Origin of the sequence: Aeromonas sp. R9-2 (assembly GCF_040908025.1) — a bacterium.
In the GTDB taxonomy this organism is placed as follows: domain Bacteria; phylum Pseudomonadota; class Gammaproteobacteria; order Enterobacterales; family Aeromonadaceae; genus Aeromonas; species Aeromonas veronii.
The window spans coordinates 72,090-88,746 of sequence record NZ_JBFOCX010000020.1 but is presented as its reverse complement, the minus strand read 5'-3'; the positions used below and the strand labels follow the sequence as shown (position 1 = coordinate 88,746).

Sequence of the window (16,657 nt, the reverse complement as noted above, 5' to 3'; positions counted from 1 at the left end):
CGACGCCAATAAACCATGACGACTGAACATCATGAACATGTCAGCAATAAGGACATAAATCGTGGCTACTGACCAAAACGGCGATCTGCTGATAAACGATGAGGGCACTGCCGCCCTCGATGAAAATGAGCAGAAGAGTTCGGCGCTGGGCTTCCTGTCCAACACCGATGTGCTGCGGCAAATCACCCTGATCCTGGGGCTTGCCATCTGTCTGGCCATCGCGGTGTTTATCCTGCTGTGGGGCAAGGAGCCGGACATGCGTCCGCTCGGCACCTACACCACCCAGGAGCTGGTGAAGACTCTCGACTTCCTCGATCAGCAGAAAATTCCCTATGAAGTGGATGGCAAGAGCGTGCTGGTCAACGCCGAAAGTTACCCCACTATCCAGTTGGCCCTGACCCGTGCCGGTCTTGCCAATGCCACCGATAGCAACATCGGTGGTGAAGATATCCTGCTCAAAGATTCCAGTTTCGGCGTCAGCCAGCGGATGGAGAGTGAACGTCTGAAGCTGAGCCGCGAGCGCCAACTGGCGAGCGCCATCGAGCAGTTCCAGAATGTGGCCAAGGCCCAGGTGCTGCTGGCTATCCCGAAAGACAACGTGTTTGCCCGCAACGAACGCAAACCCAGTGCCACCGTGGTGCTCAACCTGAAAGGGGCGGCGCTGGGGCAGGGGGAGGTGGACTCCATCGTCGATATGGTCGCTTCCGCCGTCCATGGCCTTGAGCCGACCCGGGTGACCGTCACCGACCAGAATGGCCGCCTGCTCAACTCCGGTTCGCAAGACCCGATCTCGGCCCAGACTCGCAAAGAGTTTGCCATGCAGCAGAAGCAGGAGCTGGAGTACAAACAAAAAATTGACGCCATCCTGATCCCGGTGCTGGGGGCTGACAACTATACGGCGGAAGTGGATCTCTCCCTCGACTTCTCCCAGCAGGAGCAGACCCGCAAGACTTACAACCCGGATCTGCCTGCAGTGCGCTCCGAAATGACCATGGAAGAGAACAGCGCCAGCGGCAGCAACGGTGGGGTGCCTGGTGCACTCTCCAACCAGCCCCCTGCCGCCTCCAATATTCCCGAGGAGGCGACCGGTGGTGATGGTGCCAGCGCTGCCGCTTCGGGCCGTTCCCGCAAAGAGGCGACTCGCAACTTCGAACTGGATACCACCGTCAGCCATACCCGTCGCCAGATGGGAGGCATTCGCCGCATGACCGTCTCGGTTGCCGTGGATTACAAAGCGGTACCCGGTGCCGACGGGGCCGTGACTCGTGAGGCGCGCACCCAGGCAGAACTCGATACATTGCGTCGTTTGCTAAGCGGTGGCCTTGGCTTTGATGTGACCCGTGGTGATACCCTTGAGGTGGTCGCGATTCCGTTCAATCGCCCAGAGCTGGATACCGTGGCCGAGGTGCCGCTCTACGATCAGCCCTGGTTCTGGCGTGCGGTGCGGATTGCCGCCTCGGTACTGGTGATCATCGTCTTGATCGTCACCGTGGTTCGCCCCATGCTCAAGCGACTGCTCTATCCGGATGCCAAACCGGAAGGGGAAGTGGATTTCGACAACCACACCGTGCTGGGTGGCGACGACGAGTTGAGTCTGCTGTCAGCGCAAGTCGAGAACGATCAGGTATTTGGTGTCCGCGATGGTCAGCTGAAACTGCCGGATCTGCACCGTGATGAAGACTTGCTCAAGGCGGTACGTGCGCTGGTGGCGAACGAGCCGGATCTGGCCGCTCAGGTCATTAAAGAATGGGTAACGAACAAAGATGCCTGAAGAAAAGAAGAGTCAAGTCACCGGCAATGACATCACCGACAGTCAGCGCCAGATCCTCGACCAGATGTCGGGGATGGAGATGGCTGCGGTGCTGATGCTGAGCCTCAATGAAGAGGATGCCGCCCAGATCTTCCGTCATCTCGAGCCCAAGCAGGTGCAGCGGCTCGGTATGTCGATGGCCTCCATGTCCGACTTCAGTCACGATCGGGTGGCAGCGGTGCACCGTCAATTCATCGACGATATCCAGAAGTACACCAACATCGGTATCGGCAGCGAAGACTTCGTGCGCAAGGCGTTGGTGGCGGCCCTTGGCGAGGACAAGGCGAGCAATCTGGTGGACCAGATCATTCTCGGTTCCGGCGCCCGTGGCCTCGATTCGCTCAAGTGGATGGATGCCCGTCAGGTGGCCAGCATCATCCAGAACGAACACCCGCAGATCCAGACTATCGTGCTCTCCTATCTGGAGCCGGAGCAATCCGCCGAGATCCTGAGCCAGTTCCCGGAGCAGGTGCGCCTCGATCTGGTGATGCGTATCGCCAACCTCGAAGAGGTACAACCGGCGGCATTGCAAGAGCTGAACGACATCATGGAGAAACAGTTCGCCGGTGCGGCCGGTGCCCAGGCAGCCAAGATGGGCGGCCTGAAGGCTGCCGCCAACATCATGAACTATCTGGATACCAATATCGAAGGCCAGTTGATGGACTCCATCCGCGAGTCGGACGAAGAGATGAGCCAGCAGATCCAGGATTTGATGTTCGTGTTCGAAAACCTCATCGATGTGGACGATCGCGGCATCCAGACCATGCTGCGGGAAGTGCCGGGGGATCTGCTGCAACGCGCCCTCAAGGGCTCCGACGATCAGATGCGCGAGAAGATCTTCAAGAACATGTCCAAACGGGCGGCCGAAATGCTGGCGGACGATCTGGAGGCCATGGGGCCGATCCGGGTCTCCGAAGTGGAAGCGGCCCAGAAAGAGATCCTCTCCATCGCCCGTCGTCTGGCGGATGCTGGCGAAATCATGCTGGGTGCCGGTGGTGGCGAGGAGTTCCTCTAAGCCATGGCCCATAAACCGAATTGCGATGCCAAACCCGCATCAGGCAGTGGTGAGGAGCCGCGCAAAGCATGAACAACAAACTGCGTGGGTATGTGCGCCCCGAGGGCGATGATGCCCGGGTTGAGACCTGGGGCTGGCCCGAGATGGAGGTCGAGATAGAGGCGGGAGCGCCTACCAATGCTCTTGGCCTGGCCCCTGACTGGTATCAGCAGGAAGAGGAGGTGGTGGAGCCGGAGCCCGAACTGGAGCCGGCCCCGAGCATCACCGCCGAAGAGCTTGAAGCGATCCGTCAGGCCGCCTGGGAAGAGGGGATGGCTGAGGGGCGCGAGTCCGGTTATGCCAAGGGAATGGAAGAGGGCAAGCTGGAAGGATTGCAACAGGGCCACTCTGCCGGTCTCGAACAGGGGCGCGAGGAGGGGCTGGCTATGGGGCGCGAGCTGGTGGAGCAGGAGATCGCCCACTGGCAGGGGCTCGCCGCCCGCCTTGCCAATCCGCTTAACGAGCTGGATCAGGCGGTGGAGCAGCAGTTGGTCTCGCTGGTGATGCAACTGGCCCGCGCGCTCATTCGTCACGAAGCGGAGACCTCCCCCCGCATTCTGCTGGAGGCGCTTAAAGAGGGGCTGGCCTTGCTGCCTGCCGCCGAACAGGGGGTGACTCTGATGTTGCATCCCGACGATATAGCGCGAATCGAGCAGGCATTTGGCGCCGACGAGTGCGCCAAGCGCCACTGGCGATTGCAGAGCGATCCCACCCTCTCCCCCGGCGATCTGCAACTGGCGACCGAGCTCTCCAGCATCGATTTGACCCTCTCCGGGCGCATCGATCAGTTGCTGCGCAACTTCTTGCGGGACAATGCGTCGCAGAAACCGGCTTCGCAGGACTCACGCCCATAACCGATGCCGGACGTTGCCGTCCGGCTGCACTTTTTAGCTCTCAGGAGGCCAGATGAGCGGCTCGCTACTGAACCGGTTGCAAGGGTACAAGGTACGCGACAGCGCCCCCAAACCGCCGGTCGCTGGCAAATTGACTCGGGTGGTGGGGCTGACCCTCGAAGCCATTGGCTGCCGCGCCGCCATCGGTGCTCTCTGCCGCATCGATACCCTTGATGGGACGCTGGAGGCTGAAGTGGTCGGTTTTTCTGGCGATCGCCTCTATCTGATGCCGAGCGAGCAGCTCAAGGGGGTGATCCCCGGTGCCCGGGTGGTGCCCATCACCGAAGAGCACGGCATTCCGGTTGGGATGAACCTGCTTGGTCGGGTCATCGACGGCATTGGTCAGCCACTCGATGGCCTCGGCCCCATTCTCTCCTCCCAGACCGTGCAGTTTGCCCAGCACCGCATCAACCCGCTCTCTCGCCGCCCGATCCATCAGCCGATGGACGTGGGGGTACGCGCCATCAACGCCGTGCTGACGGTTGGTCAGGGCCAGCGGATGGGGTTGTTTGCCGGTTCCGGTGTCGGTAAATCGGTACTGCTGGGCATGATGACCCGCGGCTCGGTGGCAGATGTGGTAGTGGTCGGCCTCATCGGTGAACGGGGCCGGGAGGTGAAAGAGTTTATCGAGGACATTCTGGGAGAGGAGGGCCGTGCCCGCTCCGTGGTGGTGGCGGCTCCCGCTGACGCCTCGCCGCTGATGCGGCTCAAGGGGTGTGAAACGGCGCTGGCCATTGCAGAATATTTCCGCGATCAGGGGCTCAACGTGTTGCTCTTGATGGACTCTCTTACCCGTTATGCCCAGGCCCAGCGTGAGATCGCGCTGGCGGTGGGCGAGCCGCCGGCGACCAAGGGTTATCCGCCCTCGGTATTTGCCAAATTACCGGCGCTGGTGGAGCGGGCGGGTAACGGCAGTGACGGCCAGGGCTCCATCACCGCCTTCTTCACCGTCCTGACCGAGGGGGATGACCTGCAAGATCCCATTGCCGATGCTGCGCGGGCGATCCTCGATGGCCACATAGTGCTGTCGCGCGAGCTGGCTGATGCGGGCCACTATCCGGCCATCGATATCGAGAAGTCCATCAGCCGGGTTATGCCTATGGTCACCTCGCCGGAACATATGGATCTGGCGCGCACCCTCAAGCAGTTCTACTCCCTCTATCAGCAGAACCGGGATCTCATCACCATCGGTGCCTACAGTCAGGGGGCCGATCCGCGCATCGACCGCGCCATCATTCAAAAACCCTATCTGGATCAGTTCTTGCGGCAGGGGATGCGCGAGGTCATTCACTACGATGATGGCCTGCAAGCCTTGCAGATGGTGGCGATGCCATTGATGCGCTGATGATGGTCGGTAACAGAGAGGTCGACGATGAGTAAAGGGTTGGTATTGTTGGCCGATCGGCTGGTGGAGGCGGAGCAGCAGTGTGCGCTGGCGCTGGTGAAGGCGCAGCAGGATCTCAAGCTGTTCATGGATCAGCAAAATGCCCTCAATCAGTACCGCCAGATCTATCACCAGCAGTGGACCGATCGCGGCCTGCAGGGGATTTCGCCTCAACAAAATACCCAGTATCACGCCTTTATCAACAAGCTCGAACAGGCTGCGACCCAGCAGTACGAAGGGGTGTTGCAGGTGCGTCAGGCGCTGGAACAGCGCCGTGAAGAGTGGCTGGCTGCCCAGCAGCGGCGCAAGGCGGTAGAGCTGTTGCTGGAGAAGCAGGCGAGTCGCGAGCAGCAGGAAGCCCAGCGTCAGGAGCAGAAAATGCTGGATGAGTACGCCATGTTGCGACGCTTTCATCAATCTGGCCTGTAACTTGCTTTGATATGGACATTGTCGGCGGCCATCTCTTTGGGGGCCACCAGAATTCAGGGATCCCATCATGATGCAGACACTGTTGACACAAACGCCTTCGGCTCCGGCCAACGGGTTGGACAAAGCGCCTCTGAGCGGTTCCGTCGAGAGCAAAAGTATCGATGGGGGAACCGGCAGCGACAGCAAGGGTGATTTCGCCACCCTGATTGCCAAGGCCCGGAACAGCGAACAGGGCGCTGCCGAGGCTACTCAGGGCGGTAACCATATCCGATCAGCCAAATCTTTGGCGACCGAAAGCGCCTCTCCCAAAGAGGAGACCGGCAAGGAGGATCCTGACGCCGATAACAAGGTGGAGGAGGTCCCTGCCACCGACTTTCTGCTGCGCCTGCAAGACTCCCTCAAGCTCGATACCTCGCTAGTGACTCCCCAGCTGGCGGTGGCGGCCCAACAGAGCGCCACTGCGGTAGACGGCAATCCGTTGCCGCAAGAGGGTGAGCTGGAGGGGATTGCGCTTGATGAAAGCGAGCAGACCCCAGCCGCAGCCAGGATTGCCAACCAGCTTGCCGGTCAGACCGGGACGCAGTCGCCGCTGGCGACGACCGCCAACTCTACTCTTGATACCACGGTATCGTCCTCAGCGGCGCGAGTGGTGGCGAAGGGCGATGCCTCTGCTGCCGTTCTCTCCTCTGAAGGTGAAGATGCCGCCACTACTGCGGATGGGCAGGCCGGGGAGAAAGCCTCTGCCAAGGGCGAAACCCTCGGGGCTGATGGCAAGCACACCAAGCCCCTCACGGGGGCAGAGCGAATGGCCCAGCTGGCCAAGGTGCTGCCGGTCGATGAGTCGGCAAACACCGCCAAATCCGCTGAGTCACTCGCTGCAAAAGAGGCTGGCGACAGCAAATCCGATCTCGCCGCCAGCAATGCTTTGACTAACAAGGGGCAGGCGACGCAAGCCGCGACTCAGGGGGCCGCGCTCAAGGCCTTCAATGAGGGGCTCAAGCAGCCTGAGGTTGGCACAGCTACAGCTACAGCCACGGCTGAGGGCAGTGGTGCAACTGGCAAGGGGGCAGAAAAGGGGGCCGCCGAGGGTAGCCAGCAGCCAGCCACCGCCGCCAATCAAGGTTCGGCGCAGGTGGCGACGGCGCAAAGTGCCGCAGAAAGTGCCGAAGCCCAGGGCAGCGTGACGGCAAATGCGACGGCTCAGAGCGATAGTGCTGCCGCCCCCGTGATGATGGCGCCGCAGCAGGTGTTGGCACAGGCTGAATCTCAGGGGCCGCAAGCGCCGCTGTCGACCATTTCAGCCGGCATCAAACAGATGGAAGTGACGGGTACCGACGAGGTGCGAAAAGCGGTTTCGCTTGAGGTAAAACCGAAGGCCGGTGAGGCGGAGAAGAGCCTGGTTGCGACGACATCGAGCGGTGAGAGCAGCCAGAACCAGACTGTTCAGCATGGCCAGAACAGCCAGACTCAGCCACAGGTAGCCGATAGCCGGGCGCCCGCCGCTGAGACGACGCTGCGCCGTGAGCCGCAGAATTTACCCCATTTGAAACTGGCCAGTCAGGAAGCGCCCGCCGAATTGCACCAGAAGGTCAATGTGATGCTGGCCGAGAAACTGCAACAGGCGGAAATTCAGCTCGACCCCCTCGGCCTTGGCAAGATGAAAATCCAGATCCATATGGGCGCCGACAGCCAGGCCAACGTCCATTTTGTGGTACAACATGGACAGACCCGCGAGATGCTGGAGCAGGCGATGCCCCGGCTGCGTGACATGCTGGCAGGGCAGGGGATCCAGCTTGGTCAGACGCAGGTACAGCAGCAGTCGCAACAACAGCAGCAACAGGGCCAGCCCACCTTTAACGGGCAGGGTCAGCAGGGGCAGAGTAGTGGTCAGCCGCGGTCCGGTAACGGGCTCGTTGAAGGGGAACTCACCACTTCCAACCCCAGTTTGCTGGTGGAATCGACAAACGGTTCCGGAATTGATTTCTATGCTTGATGCAATCCCGAGTAAGTTTATGATATCGAACAAGTTTGAGACTAGGGTGGACAAGGGATGGCTGACGATAACGAATTGACGCTAAAAGACCCGGCTGCGGGCAAGAAAAAGAAGCTGATCATTATCATTGCCCTGGCGGTTATTTTGCTGGGCGGTGGTGGTGTTGGCGCCTTCCTGATGCTCTCCGGCTCCGATAAACCGCCCGCTGAAGCGGCGGAAGGTGCCGAGGCCGCACCCAAGGAGGAAGCGCCTAAACCTTCCCTCTATGTCGGTATGCCGCGCCCCTTTGTCTTCAACGTTGCAGGTGCCCAGCGAGATCGACTGGTGCAGATCAAGATCCAGCTGATGGTGCGCGGTACCGCCGACGAGACGCTGGCCAAACAGAATATCCCCCTGATTGAAGGCACCTTGCTGCGGGTATTCAGCGCAGCCAGTGCCGAACAGCTGATGACCTTTGAAGGCAAGGAGAAGCTGCGCAAGGATTCACTGGAAGAGTGCCGTCGGGTGCTCAAGGACCTGGTCTCTTCCCCCGTTATCGAACAAGTGCTGTTTACCGGCTTTGTAATGCAGTAGGTGAAGCGTGAGCGATCTGTTAAGTCAGGACGAAATTGATGCCCTCTTGCACGGTGTCGATGATGTCGAAGAGGAAGAGATAGGCGGCGCTGGAGACCCCGGCGTAGCCCAGTTTGACTTCTCCTCCCAAGACCGCATCGTCCGTGGTCGCATGCCGACGCTGGAGCTGGTGAATGAACGTTTCGCCCGCCATATGCGGATCAGCCTGTTCAACATGATGCGTCGTACCGCCGAGGTCTCCATCAACGGCGTGCAGATGCTCAAGTTTGGCGAGTATGTTCATACCCTGTTTGTGCCGACCAGTCTCAACATGGTGCGGTTCCGCCCGCTCAAGGGGACGGCGCTCATCACCATGGAGGCCCGACTGGTCTTCATCCTAGTGGAGAACTTTTTCGGTGGCGATGGCCGTTATCACGCCAAGATTGAGGGGCGCGAGTTCACGCCGACCGAGCGGCGCATTATCCAGATGCTGCTCAAACTGGTGTTTGAGGATTACAAGGATGCCTGGGCGCCGGTGATGGACGTGGGGTTCGAGTATCTCGACTCCGAAGTGAACCCGGCGATGGCCAACATCGTCAGCCCGACCGAGGTGATCGTGGTCAGCTCGTTCCACATCGAGCTCGATGGTGGCGGCGGCGACTTCCACGTGGCGATGCCCTACTCCATGCTGGAGCCGATCCGCGAGCTGCTGGATGCCGGTGTGCAGAGTGACAAGGGGGATACCGACGTACGCTGGAGCAAGGCGCTGCGTGACGAGATCATGGACGTCAAGGTGGAGCTGCGGGCCAAGCTGCTGGAGACCGAACTCACCCTGCGTGAACTGATGGAGCTGCGACCCGGCGATATCATTCCGGTCGATATGCCGGAAAATCTGCTGGTTTTTGTGGAGGACTTGCCCACTTTCCACGCCAAGATGGGCCGCACCAAGGATAATGTGGCGCTCAAGATCACCGACAAGCTCAAACGTCCTGAAGGGGTCAAGACGGAGATGCATCTGGTGACCCGGGGCGGGGTACGAATTGATGGCGAGGCCGAGCTGGAAGAGCTCGAGCGCAGTATCGAAGATCAACAGCGATAATTGACGGTTTATTACGGTAAACGGTCACGAAGTAGCATAAGGAAACAAGATGAGCGGAACTGAGGAAGAGGATCTGATGGCTGATGCCTGGGCTGCGGCTCTGGAGGAGCAGGTGACGGCGGAAGCCAAGCCAGCCCCGCTGGAAGAGTTGAAAGATGATGCCCCCATCAGTGCCGAGGAGCGTCGCAAGCTCGACACCATTCTCGATATTCCGGTCACTATCGCCATGGAGGTGGGCCGCAGCCAGATCAGCATTCGCAATCTGTTGCAGCTGAACCAGGGCTCGGTGGTGGAGCTGGATCGTGTTGCAGGCGAGCCGCTGGATGTATTGGTCAACGGCACCCTGATCGCTCACGGCGAGGTGGTGGTGGTGAACGACAAGTTCGGTATCCGCCTGACCGATGTCATCAGCCAGATTGAACGGATCAAGAAGCTCAAATGATGCGCCTCCTGTTGTTATTGCTGCCTGTTCCGGCCTTTGCCGAGACAGCGGCATCTGCCAACGTGCCTAGTCTGAGCTCCTGGTTGCTCTCAAGTCTGATGGTGATTGGTCTCATTCTGGTGCTGGGCTTTCTGCTCAAGAAGAGCAAGCTGGCGACCGCCATTGGGGGCGGCCAGATGCGGGTCATCGCCTCGTTGCCAGTGGGTTACAAAGAGAAGCTGCTGGTGGTCAAGGTGGGCGAGCAGCAGTTGCTGGTCGGCGTAACACCGCAGCAGGTCAACTTTCTCTACCGGCTGGAGGAGCCGCTGGATGAAAATCAGCCGCAGGCGTTTTCTCAGCAGCTTGGCAAATTGATGGGCAAGCATGAAAAAAGCTAACGGCTTATGGCTGAAAACGGGGCTGCTGGTCAGCCTGCTGATACCACTCTTTTGCTCCTGGCCTGCGCTGGCACAGGACGCCATGTCGGCGGTGACCGTCAAGACCATGGGGGATGGCTCTCAGGAGTACAGCCTGACCCTGCAAGTGCTGGCGCTGATGACCGCGCTCTCCTTCTTGCCTGCCATGGTGATCATGATGACCTCGTTTACCCGCATCATTGTGGTGTTGGGTATCTTGCGCCAGGCGATCGGTCTGCAACAGAGTCCCTCCAACCAGGTGTTGATCGGCATCGCCCTGTTTATGTCGTTCTTCATCATGTCGCCGGTGCTGGATCGCATCAATGATGAGGCGTTGCAGCCCTATCTGGCCGAGACCATTCAGGCAAAGGAGGCGCTGGAGCGGGCCGAGTTGCCCATCCACCAGTTCATGCTGGCCCAGACCCGGATCAAGGATCTCAATACCTTTATGGAGATCGCCAACGTGCAGGTGGAGAAACCTGCCGATGTGCCGCTACGAGTGTTGATCCCGGCGTTTGTCACCAGCGAGCTGAAAACCGCCTTCCAGATTGGTTTTATGCTGTTCCTGCCGTTCCTGGTCATCGATCTGGTGGTCGCCAGTATCCTGATGGCGATGGGGATGATGATGCTCTCGCCGATGATTGTCTCGCTGCCTTTCAAGCTGATGCTGTTCGTGATGGTGGATGGCTGGAACCTCATTTTGGGGTCATTGGCCAACAGTTTCGGACTGGGTGCCGGTTAGCCGGTCGAGCGCAAGGAGCCCGAACATGAGTCCTGAAACCTTTGTCGACGTCTTTCGCGAGGCGCTCTGGCTGGTCAATATCATGGTCAGCGCCGTGATCCTGCCCAGCCTCGCTATCGGGCTGGTGGTAGCCATTTTTCAGGCGGCCACCTCCATCAACGAACAGACCCTGAGCTTTCTGCCCCGTCTTATCGTGACCCTGCTAGCCCTGGGAATTGGTGCTCACTGGGGAATGCAGAGTCTGATGGACTTCTTCATACTGATGGTCAATCAAATCCCTGAGGTGGTGGGATGACCTACACAACCGCTCTGATCATGGAGTGGTTGTCTTCCATCCTCTGGCCGCTGGCGCGGGTGAGCAGCCTGCTGATGGTGATGGCGGTATTCGGCAGCCGCCTCGCTCCTGCGCGGGTTCGGATGGGGCTGGCTTTGGCCATCACCTTTCTGATTGCCCCGCTGCTTCCGAAAATGCCCCCCATTGAACTCTTCTCTGCCGGCAGCTTTCTGGTATTGGGCCAGCAGCTGCTCATCGGTATTGCCCTCGGCCTGATGACCCAGTTTCTGATGGAGAGCTTCGTGATGGCCGGTCAGGTCATCGCCATGCAGACCAGTCTGGGTTTTGCCACCCTGGTGGATCCGATGAATGGCCAGTCGGCCCCCGTGGTGGGGCAGTTTTATCTGATGCTGGCGACCCTGGTGTTTCTGGCGCTGGATGGTCATCTGGTGATGCTGCGGCTGGTCATTCTTAGTTTCGAGACACTGCCTGTCTCCGAGCACGGCCTCTCGGTTTCATCCATGAAAACCCTGAGTGCGTTTCTGGGTGTGATGTATCAGGCTGCTTTGGTTATGTCGCTCTCAGCCATCGTCGCTTTGCTCCTAATCAACTTCGCCTTTGGTGTCATGACCCGGGCGGCGCCGCAGCTCAACATTTTCAGTATCGGTTTTGCGGTCAGTATGATGTCGGGTCTGCTGATCCTCTGGCTCACTATCGGCGGGTTCCTCGGTCACTTCGACATCATGTGGGAGCGGGTGCAGGAGGTTAGCTGCGAGCTGATCAACACCCAGTGCTTCGGGGGCGCTCATGGCTGATACCGACCAGGAACGTACCGAACAACCCACGGGCAAACGACTGCAACAGGCCCGTGAAAAAGGGCAGATTGCACGTTCAAAAGAGCTGGGGACCGCCAGCGTTCTGCTCTCGGCGGTCTTTGGCCTGTTGATGCTCAAGGGCTCGCTGGCGACCGCCATGGTCAAGGTTGTCACCATGGGCTTTACCCTGGATCGGGAGCAGGCCTTCGATCCCAATGCCATGATCGCTATGGTGCCGGCGCTGCTGGGGGAACTGGTGCTTCCGCTGGGACTCTTGTTTGCACTGGTGGCGATTGCCGCTTTTATCGGCAACACCCTGATGGGGGGGATGAACTTCTCCACTGAAGCCATGATGCCCAAGATGAGCAAGCTGAGTCCACTCAGCGGCATCAAGCGAATGTTCGGGGTGCAGTCACTGATTGAGCTGGTCAAATCCATCGCCAAGGTGGTGTTCATCACCCTGTTTGCCTGGTGGATGTTATCCAGCCAGTTCGATCACCTGCTCAACCTCTCCATGGAGGGTTTCCCCGGCGGTATTATCGATGCGCTGGAGTTGTTTCTCTGGATGTTGATCATCCTCTGCTGCGCCCTGCTTCCCATCGTTGCCATCGACGTGCCGTTCCAGCAGTGGAACCACATGCGTCAGCTCAAGATGACCAAGCAGGAGGTCAAGGACGAGTTCAAGGACAGCGAAGGCAAGCCAGAGGTAAAGGGCAAGATCCGCCAGTTGCAGATGCAGATGGCGATGCGTCGAATGATGGGGGATGTACCCAAGGCTGATGTGGTGATCACCAACCCGACCCACTACTCGGTAGCGCTCAAGTATGATGCGGGCAAACCCGGTGCCGCGCCCAAGGTCGTGGCCAAGGGCACAGATGAAATTGCAATGAAGATCAGGGAGATCGCCAGAGAGTACGAGATCCCCATCATGCCGTCACCAGCCTTGACCCGGGCTATTTACCACTCAACCGAGCTGGGCCACGAGATCCCGGAAGGGCTGTTTGCGGCGGTTGCCCAGGTGCTCGCTTATGTCTTCCAGCTCAAGAAATTCCGCCGTGGTCAGGGGCGCCGTCCCCAACCGCTGGCTAAAGATCTGCCCATTCCGACCGAATATCGAAAATGACAAAGTTCTGACGTAGTCACAATAAATCCATTGCATTTCAATGTCTTGTATTGTTGGCTTGATGTTTGCTTTAATCTGGCACCAGCAGGTTGAAATTGAGAAGCGCGATGGAATTCAAAGCAGTATTGGGCCAGTTCAAAGAGTACCGGGGAGTATTGGGCAAAGGCCTTGGTACCCCTCTGCTGGTATTGGCCGCGCTCGGTATGGTGGTGTTACCCATCCCGCCGCTGATGCTGGACGTGCTCTTCTCCTTTAACATTGCCCTCTCCATCGTGGTGCTGCTGGTATCCGTCTATACCCGCCGCCCCCTCGAATTTGCGGCCTTCCCGACCGTACTGCTGCTCGCTACCTTGCTGCGGTTGGCGTTGAACGTCGCCTCGACCCGGGTGGTGTTGCTGGAAGGTCATAATGGTAGTGCGGCGGCCGGCCATGTGATCGAGGCGTTCGGTAACGTGGTGATCGGCGGCAACTATGCGGTCGGCATCATCGTTTTCACCATCCTGATGATCATCAACTTTGTGGTCATTACCAAGGGTGCCGGGCGGATCGCGGAAGTGAGTGCCCGTTTTACCCTTGATGCGATGCCGGGCAAACAGATGGCCATCGATGCCGATTTGAACGCCGGTCTCATCAATCAGGAAGAGGCGAAGAAGCGTCGTCAGGATGTGACCCAGGAAGCTGACTTCTACGGCTCCATGGATGGTGCCTCCAAGTTTGTCAAAGGGGATGCCATTGCGGGCATCATGATCCTCTTTATCAACATCATCGGCGGCTTCATCATCGGGATGATGCAGCACCAGCTGACCTTCAGCGAATCGGCCGAGATCTATACCCTGTTGGCCATCGGTGACGGTCTGGTGGCGCAGATCCCCTCCCTGCTGCTCTCAATTGCAGCCGCCATCATAGTGACCCGTCAGAATACTGATCAGGACATGGGTACCGCAGTACTGGGCCAGCTGTTTGACAATCCCAAGGCGCTGATCATCTCGGCCGGGATTCTGCTGATGATGGGGCTGGTGCCGGGGATGCCGCATTTCGCCTTCCTGAGTCTGGGGGCTCTTGCCGCCGCTGGCGCCTGGTGGTTGCTGCGCCGCGAGAAACTGGCTGCCGCCAAAGCGGCCAAGGGCGAGCTGCTGCCTGCCACTGCCGAACAACCCCATGAGCAGAAAGAGCTGAGCTGGGACGATGTGATGCCGGTGGACATCATCGGGCTGGAAGTGGGTTATCAGCTGATCCCGCTTGTGGATCGCAATCAGGGTGGCGAACTGCTCAACCGGATCAAAGGGGTGCGCAAGAAACTCTCGCAAGAGCTGGGCTTTCTGGTCCCGGCCGTCCACATTCGCGACAACCTGGATCTGGCGCCAAACCAATACCGCATCACCTTGATGGGGGTCAGTACCGGCGAGGCCAATGTCTACCATGATAAGGAGATGGCCATCAATCCGGGGCAGGTGTTCGGCCAGATCCAGGGGATAGCGACCCGGGATCCCGCCTTCGGGCTGGAAGCGGTCTGGGTTGCCAAGGAGATGGTCTCTCAGGCGCAGACGCTGGGGTATACGGTGGTGGATACCGCGACCGTGGTGGCTACCCATCTGAGCCAGATCCTGACCAACCATGCGGCTCTGCTGCTGGGTCATGACGAGGTACAACAACTGCTCGACATGATTGGCAAACATCAGAGCAAGCTGGTCGAAGGGTTGGTGCCGGAAGTGATCAGCATGGGTAACCTTGTGAAGGTATTGCAGAATTTGCTCAATGAAGGCGTGCCAATCCGCGATATGCGCACTATCCTGCAGACCCTGGTTGAATACGCGCCGCGCAGTCCGGATCCGGAAGTGCTCACGGCCGCTTGCCGGATTGCCCTGCGTCGCCTGATTGTGCAAGAGATTGCAGGCCCCGATCCCGAGCTGCCGGTGATTACCTTGGCGCCGGAATTGGAACGTATATTGCATCAATCCCTGCAGGCTGGTGGCGGTGATGGTGCCGGTATTGAACCGGGTCTGGCTGAGCGGATGCAGCGTTCGCTGGTGGAAGCCACTCAACGACAAGAATTGGAAGGCCAACCGGCCGTGCTTCTGACATCGGGGATCTTGCGCAATACCCTGGCGAAATTTGTCAAGAATGCCATTCCTGGATTGCGCGTTCTGTCTTATCAGGAAGTGCCCGACGACAAGCAGATCCGCATCGTCAGTGCGGTAGGGCAGAACTAGTTAGCGGAGACGACGGGTGAAGATTAAGCGGTTTTTTGCCAAGGATATGCGAACGGCTCTGGCCGAGGTCAAGGAGACTCTCGGGCCTGACGCCGTCATCATGTCCAACAAGAAGGTCACCGGAGGGGTAGAGATAGTCGCCGCAGTCGATTATCAATCCCAGGTCCCGGGGCCCAAAGATGCGCCGGTTCGCCGTCAGCTGAACGATGAGAGCGTCAATATTTCGTCTGCTGCTCGGCAGATGATCCGCCCCGAGCCGACGCCGGCGAAGGAGCAGAACGAACATTATGCCGATACCCTGGCCGCCTTGCTGGCGCGCCAGCAGAAGCTCAAGCCGGGCAATGGGGGGCCAATGGGCAATACCCAATCGGCCGGGCTGGCCGCTGCCAATGCAGCGCCCAGAACATTGGCCGAGCAGGGGCAGTGGGGCGCAGCCCCGGAGCCTGCCAAGCCCAAGGCCCGGGTTGCCTCCGGCCAGCGTGTTCCTCAACCTGCCCAGCGGGATCAGGAGATGGAAGGGATGCGCAAGGAGATGGCCAGCATCCGCAAATTGCTGGAGCACCAGATCTCCGGGCTGATGTGGCAAGAGGTGGAGCGCCGCGAACCGATGCGGGCCCTGCTGATCAAGGAGCTCAAGAAACTGGGCTTTGACGATGCGTTTGCCGATCAACTGGCGGGACTGATCCCCGAAGATATGTCCATCCATCAGGCGATGGCCCAGTTGGCCGAGGTGCTGACGGCCCAGCTCAAGATCAGTGAGGACGAGATCATGCGTCAGGGCGGCGCGGTGGCGCTGCTTGGTCCGACCGGGGTGGGCAAAACCACTACCATCGCCAAGCTGGCTGCCCGTTTCGCCATGAAGTATGGCGCCGAGCAGGTGGCGCTGATCACCACCGACAACTACCGGATTGGTGCCCATGAACAGCTGCAGACCTATGGCCGCATCATGGGTTGCCCGGTACGGCAGGTGCGTGATGCTGAAGAGCTGGCCAATGCCCTTTATCAGTTCCGCCACCGTCGGCTGGTACTGATCGATACGGCCGGGGTGGGTCAGCGGGATATCCGGTTGACCGAGCAGCTCGATACCCTGGTCAAGAATGCCAAGGTGCGGATCCGCAGTTATCTGGTGATGTCGGCAACTTCCCAGCGTCGGGTGATGCAGGAGGCGGTTGACCATTTCCGGCGTATTCCATTAAGCGGCTGCATACTTACCAAATTGGATGAAAGTCTGAATCTGGGCGAAGTGATTAACGTGTGTATCCAGAATTCATTGCCCATCAGCTATATCACTGACGGACAAAGGGTTCCGGAAGATATTCAGGTTGCCAATGCGGCGCAGCTCGTCGGGGCTGCCATGGGCTCGCTGGAGCGAGAAACAGAGGAGCCCTATTTCTGGGGCGCAGGCTTTGGCGAGGCCGAAGATTCGGAGTTTTATGAGTAAC

Annotated in this window: 16 protein-coding genes; all 16 read left to right on the top strand. The window is 59.2% G+C overall.

Going from position 1 to position 16,657, the window contains the following annotated elements; all coding sequences use genetic code 11:
* Positions 1-61 precede the first annotated feature (61 nt).
* On the top strand, positions 62-1,771 hold the full coding sequence (gene fliF, locus AB5Y71_RS06410) for a flagellar basal-body MS-ring/collar protein FliF (RefSeq protein ID WP_005334750.1): 1,710 nt from the start codon (positions 62-64) through the stop codon (positions 1,769-1,771).
* Positions 1,764-2,825: a flagellar motor switch protein FliG gene (fliG, locus tag AB5Y71_RS06405; protein WP_005334749.1), complete on the top strand. Its 1,062-nt coding sequence runs from the start codon at positions 1,764-1,766 to the stop codon at positions 2,823-2,825. The genes fliF and fliG overlap by 8 nt, the downstream gene beginning before the upstream one ends.
* Positions 2,826-2,893: 68 nt before the next feature.
* Positions 2,894-3,718 (top strand): flagellar assembly protein FliH, encoded by an 825-nt coding sequence (fliH, locus tag AB5Y71_RS06400; protein ID WP_368171232.1) that lies wholly within the window; start codon positions 2,894-2,896, stop codon positions 3,716-3,718.
* Positions 3,719-3,770: 52 nt separating this feature from the next.
* Positions 3,771-5,102: a flagellar protein export ATPase FliI gene (fliI, locus tag AB5Y71_RS06395; RefSeq protein WP_368171231.1), complete on the top strand. Its 1,332-nt coding sequence runs from the start codon at positions 3,771-3,773 to the stop codon at positions 5,100-5,102.
* Between the two features lie 27 nt (positions 5,103-5,129).
* Positions 5,130-5,570: a flagellar export protein FliJ gene (gene fliJ, locus AB5Y71_RS06390; protein WP_368171230.1), complete on the top strand. Its 441-nt coding sequence runs from the start codon at positions 5,130-5,132 to the stop codon at positions 5,568-5,570.
* A gap of 67 nt (positions 5,571-5,637) precedes the next feature.
* A complete protein-coding gene (locus tag AB5Y71_RS06385) occupies positions 5,638-7,563 on the top strand; it encodes a flagellar hook-length control protein FliK (RefSeq protein ID WP_368171229.1) in 1,926 nt (641 codons plus the stop codon).
* A gap of 57 nt (positions 7,564-7,620) precedes the next feature.
* Complete coding sequence (fliL, locus tag AB5Y71_RS06380) at positions 7,621-8,136, top strand: flagellar basal body-associated protein FliL (RefSeq protein ID WP_042054463.1); 516 nt, start codon at positions 7,621-7,623, stop codon at positions 8,134-8,136.
* 7 nt (positions 8,137-8,143) lie between these two features.
* A complete protein-coding gene (fliM, locus tag AB5Y71_RS06375; protein WP_005334736.1) occupies positions 8,144-9,214 on the top strand; it encodes a flagellar motor switch protein FliM in 1,071 nt (356 codons plus the stop codon).
* A gap of 49 nt (positions 9,215-9,263) precedes the next feature.
* A complete protein-coding gene (fliN, locus tag AB5Y71_RS06370; protein ID WP_005298791.1) occupies positions 9,264-9,656 on the top strand; it encodes a flagellar motor switch protein FliN in 393 nt (130 codons plus the stop codon).
* Positions 9,653-10,033, top strand: a complete 381-nt coding sequence (fliO, locus tag AB5Y71_RS06365; protein WP_110302524.1) for a flagellar biosynthetic protein FliO — start codon at positions 9,653-9,655, stop codon at positions 10,031-10,033. Before fliN ends, fliO begins: the two co-directional genes overlap by 4 nt.
* Positions 10,020-10,793, top strand: coding sequence for a flagellar type III secretion system pore protein FliP (fliP, locus tag AB5Y71_RS06360; protein ID WP_005334729.1), 774 nt, complete (start codon positions 10,020-10,022; stop codon positions 10,791-10,793). Before fliO ends, fliP begins: the two co-directional genes overlap by 14 nt.
* A gap of 25 nt (positions 10,794-10,818) precedes the next feature.
* Positions 10,819-11,088, top strand: coding sequence for a flagellar biosynthesis protein FliQ (gene fliQ / locus AB5Y71_RS06355; RefSeq protein ID WP_005334727.1), 270 nt, complete (start codon positions 10,819-10,821; stop codon positions 11,086-11,088).
* Complete coding sequence (gene fliR, locus AB5Y71_RS06350; RefSeq protein WP_005353677.1) at positions 11,085-11,882, top strand: flagellar biosynthetic protein FliR; 798 nt, start codon at positions 11,085-11,087, stop codon at positions 11,880-11,882. The genes fliQ and fliR overlap by 4 nt, the downstream gene beginning before the upstream one ends.
* Positions 11,875-13,005: a flagellar biosynthesis protein FlhB gene (flhB, locus tag AB5Y71_RS06345; protein WP_368171228.1), complete on the top strand. Its 1,131-nt coding sequence runs from the start codon at positions 11,875-11,877 to the stop codon at positions 13,003-13,005. The genes fliR and flhB overlap by 8 nt, the downstream gene beginning before the upstream one ends.
* A 107-nt stretch (positions 13,006-13,112) precedes the next feature.
* Positions 13,113-15,215, top strand: a complete 2,103-nt coding sequence (flhA, locus tag AB5Y71_RS06340; protein ID WP_005353675.1) for a flagellar biosynthesis protein FlhA — start codon at positions 13,113-13,115, stop codon at positions 15,213-15,215.
* Between the two features lie 16 nt (positions 15,216-15,231).
* Positions 15,232-16,656, top strand: coding sequence for a flagellar biosynthesis protein FlhF (gene flhF / locus AB5Y71_RS06335; protein ID WP_201943318.1), 1,425 nt, complete (start codon positions 15,232-15,234; stop codon positions 16,654-16,656).
* Position 16,657: the final 1 nt, after the last annotated feature.

What these genes read in the sequence shown, in the direction of transcription:
- fliG (WP_005334749.1), top strand. Translation starts at nt 1,764, where the DNA reads ATGCCTGAAGAAAAGAAGAGTCAAGTCACCGGCAATGACATCACCGAC.
- flhA (WP_005353675.1), top strand. Translation starts at nt 13,113, where the DNA reads ATGGAATTCAAAGCAGTATTGGGCCAGTTCAAAGAGTACCGGGGAGTA.
- fliH (WP_368171232.1), top strand. Translation starts at nt 2,894, where the DNA reads ATGAACAACAAACTGCGTGGGTATGTGCGCCCCGAGGGCGATGATGCC.
- AB5Y71_RS06385 (WP_368171229.1), top strand. Translation starts at nt 5,638, where the DNA reads ATGATGCAGACACTGTTGACACAAACGCCTTCGGCTCCGGCCAACGGG.
- fliR (WP_005353677.1), top strand. Translation starts at nt 11,085, where the DNA reads ATGACCTACACAACCGCTCTGATCATGGAGTGGTTGTCTTCCATCCTC.
- flhB (WP_368171228.1), top strand. Translation starts at nt 11,875, where the DNA reads ATGGCTGATACCGACCAGGAACGTACCGAACAACCCACGGGCAAACGA.
- fliP (WP_005334729.1), top strand. Translation starts at nt 10,020, where the DNA reads ATGAAAAAAGCTAACGGCTTATGGCTGAAAACGGGGCTGCTGGTCAGC.
- fliL (WP_042054463.1), top strand. Translation starts at nt 7,621, where the DNA reads ATGGCTGACGATAACGAATTGACGCTAAAAGACCCGGCTGCGGGCAAG.
- fliO (WP_110302524.1), top strand. Translation starts at nt 9,653, where the DNA reads ATGATGCGCCTCCTGTTGTTATTGCTGCCTGTTCCGGCCTTTGCCGAG.
- fliQ (WP_005334727.1), top strand. Translation starts at nt 10,819, where the DNA reads ATGAGTCCTGAAACCTTTGTCGACGTCTTTCGCGAGGCGCTCTGGCTG.
- fliN (WP_005298791.1), top strand. Translation starts at nt 9,264, where the DNA reads ATGAGCGGAACTGAGGAAGAGGATCTGATGGCTGATGCCTGGGCTGCG.
- fliJ (WP_368171230.1), top strand. Translation starts at nt 5,130, where the DNA reads ATGAGTAAAGGGTTGGTATTGTTGGCCGATCGGCTGGTGGAGGCGGAG.
- fliI (WP_368171231.1), top strand. Translation starts at nt 3,771, where the DNA reads ATGAGCGGCTCGCTACTGAACCGGTTGCAAGGGTACAAGGTACGCGAC.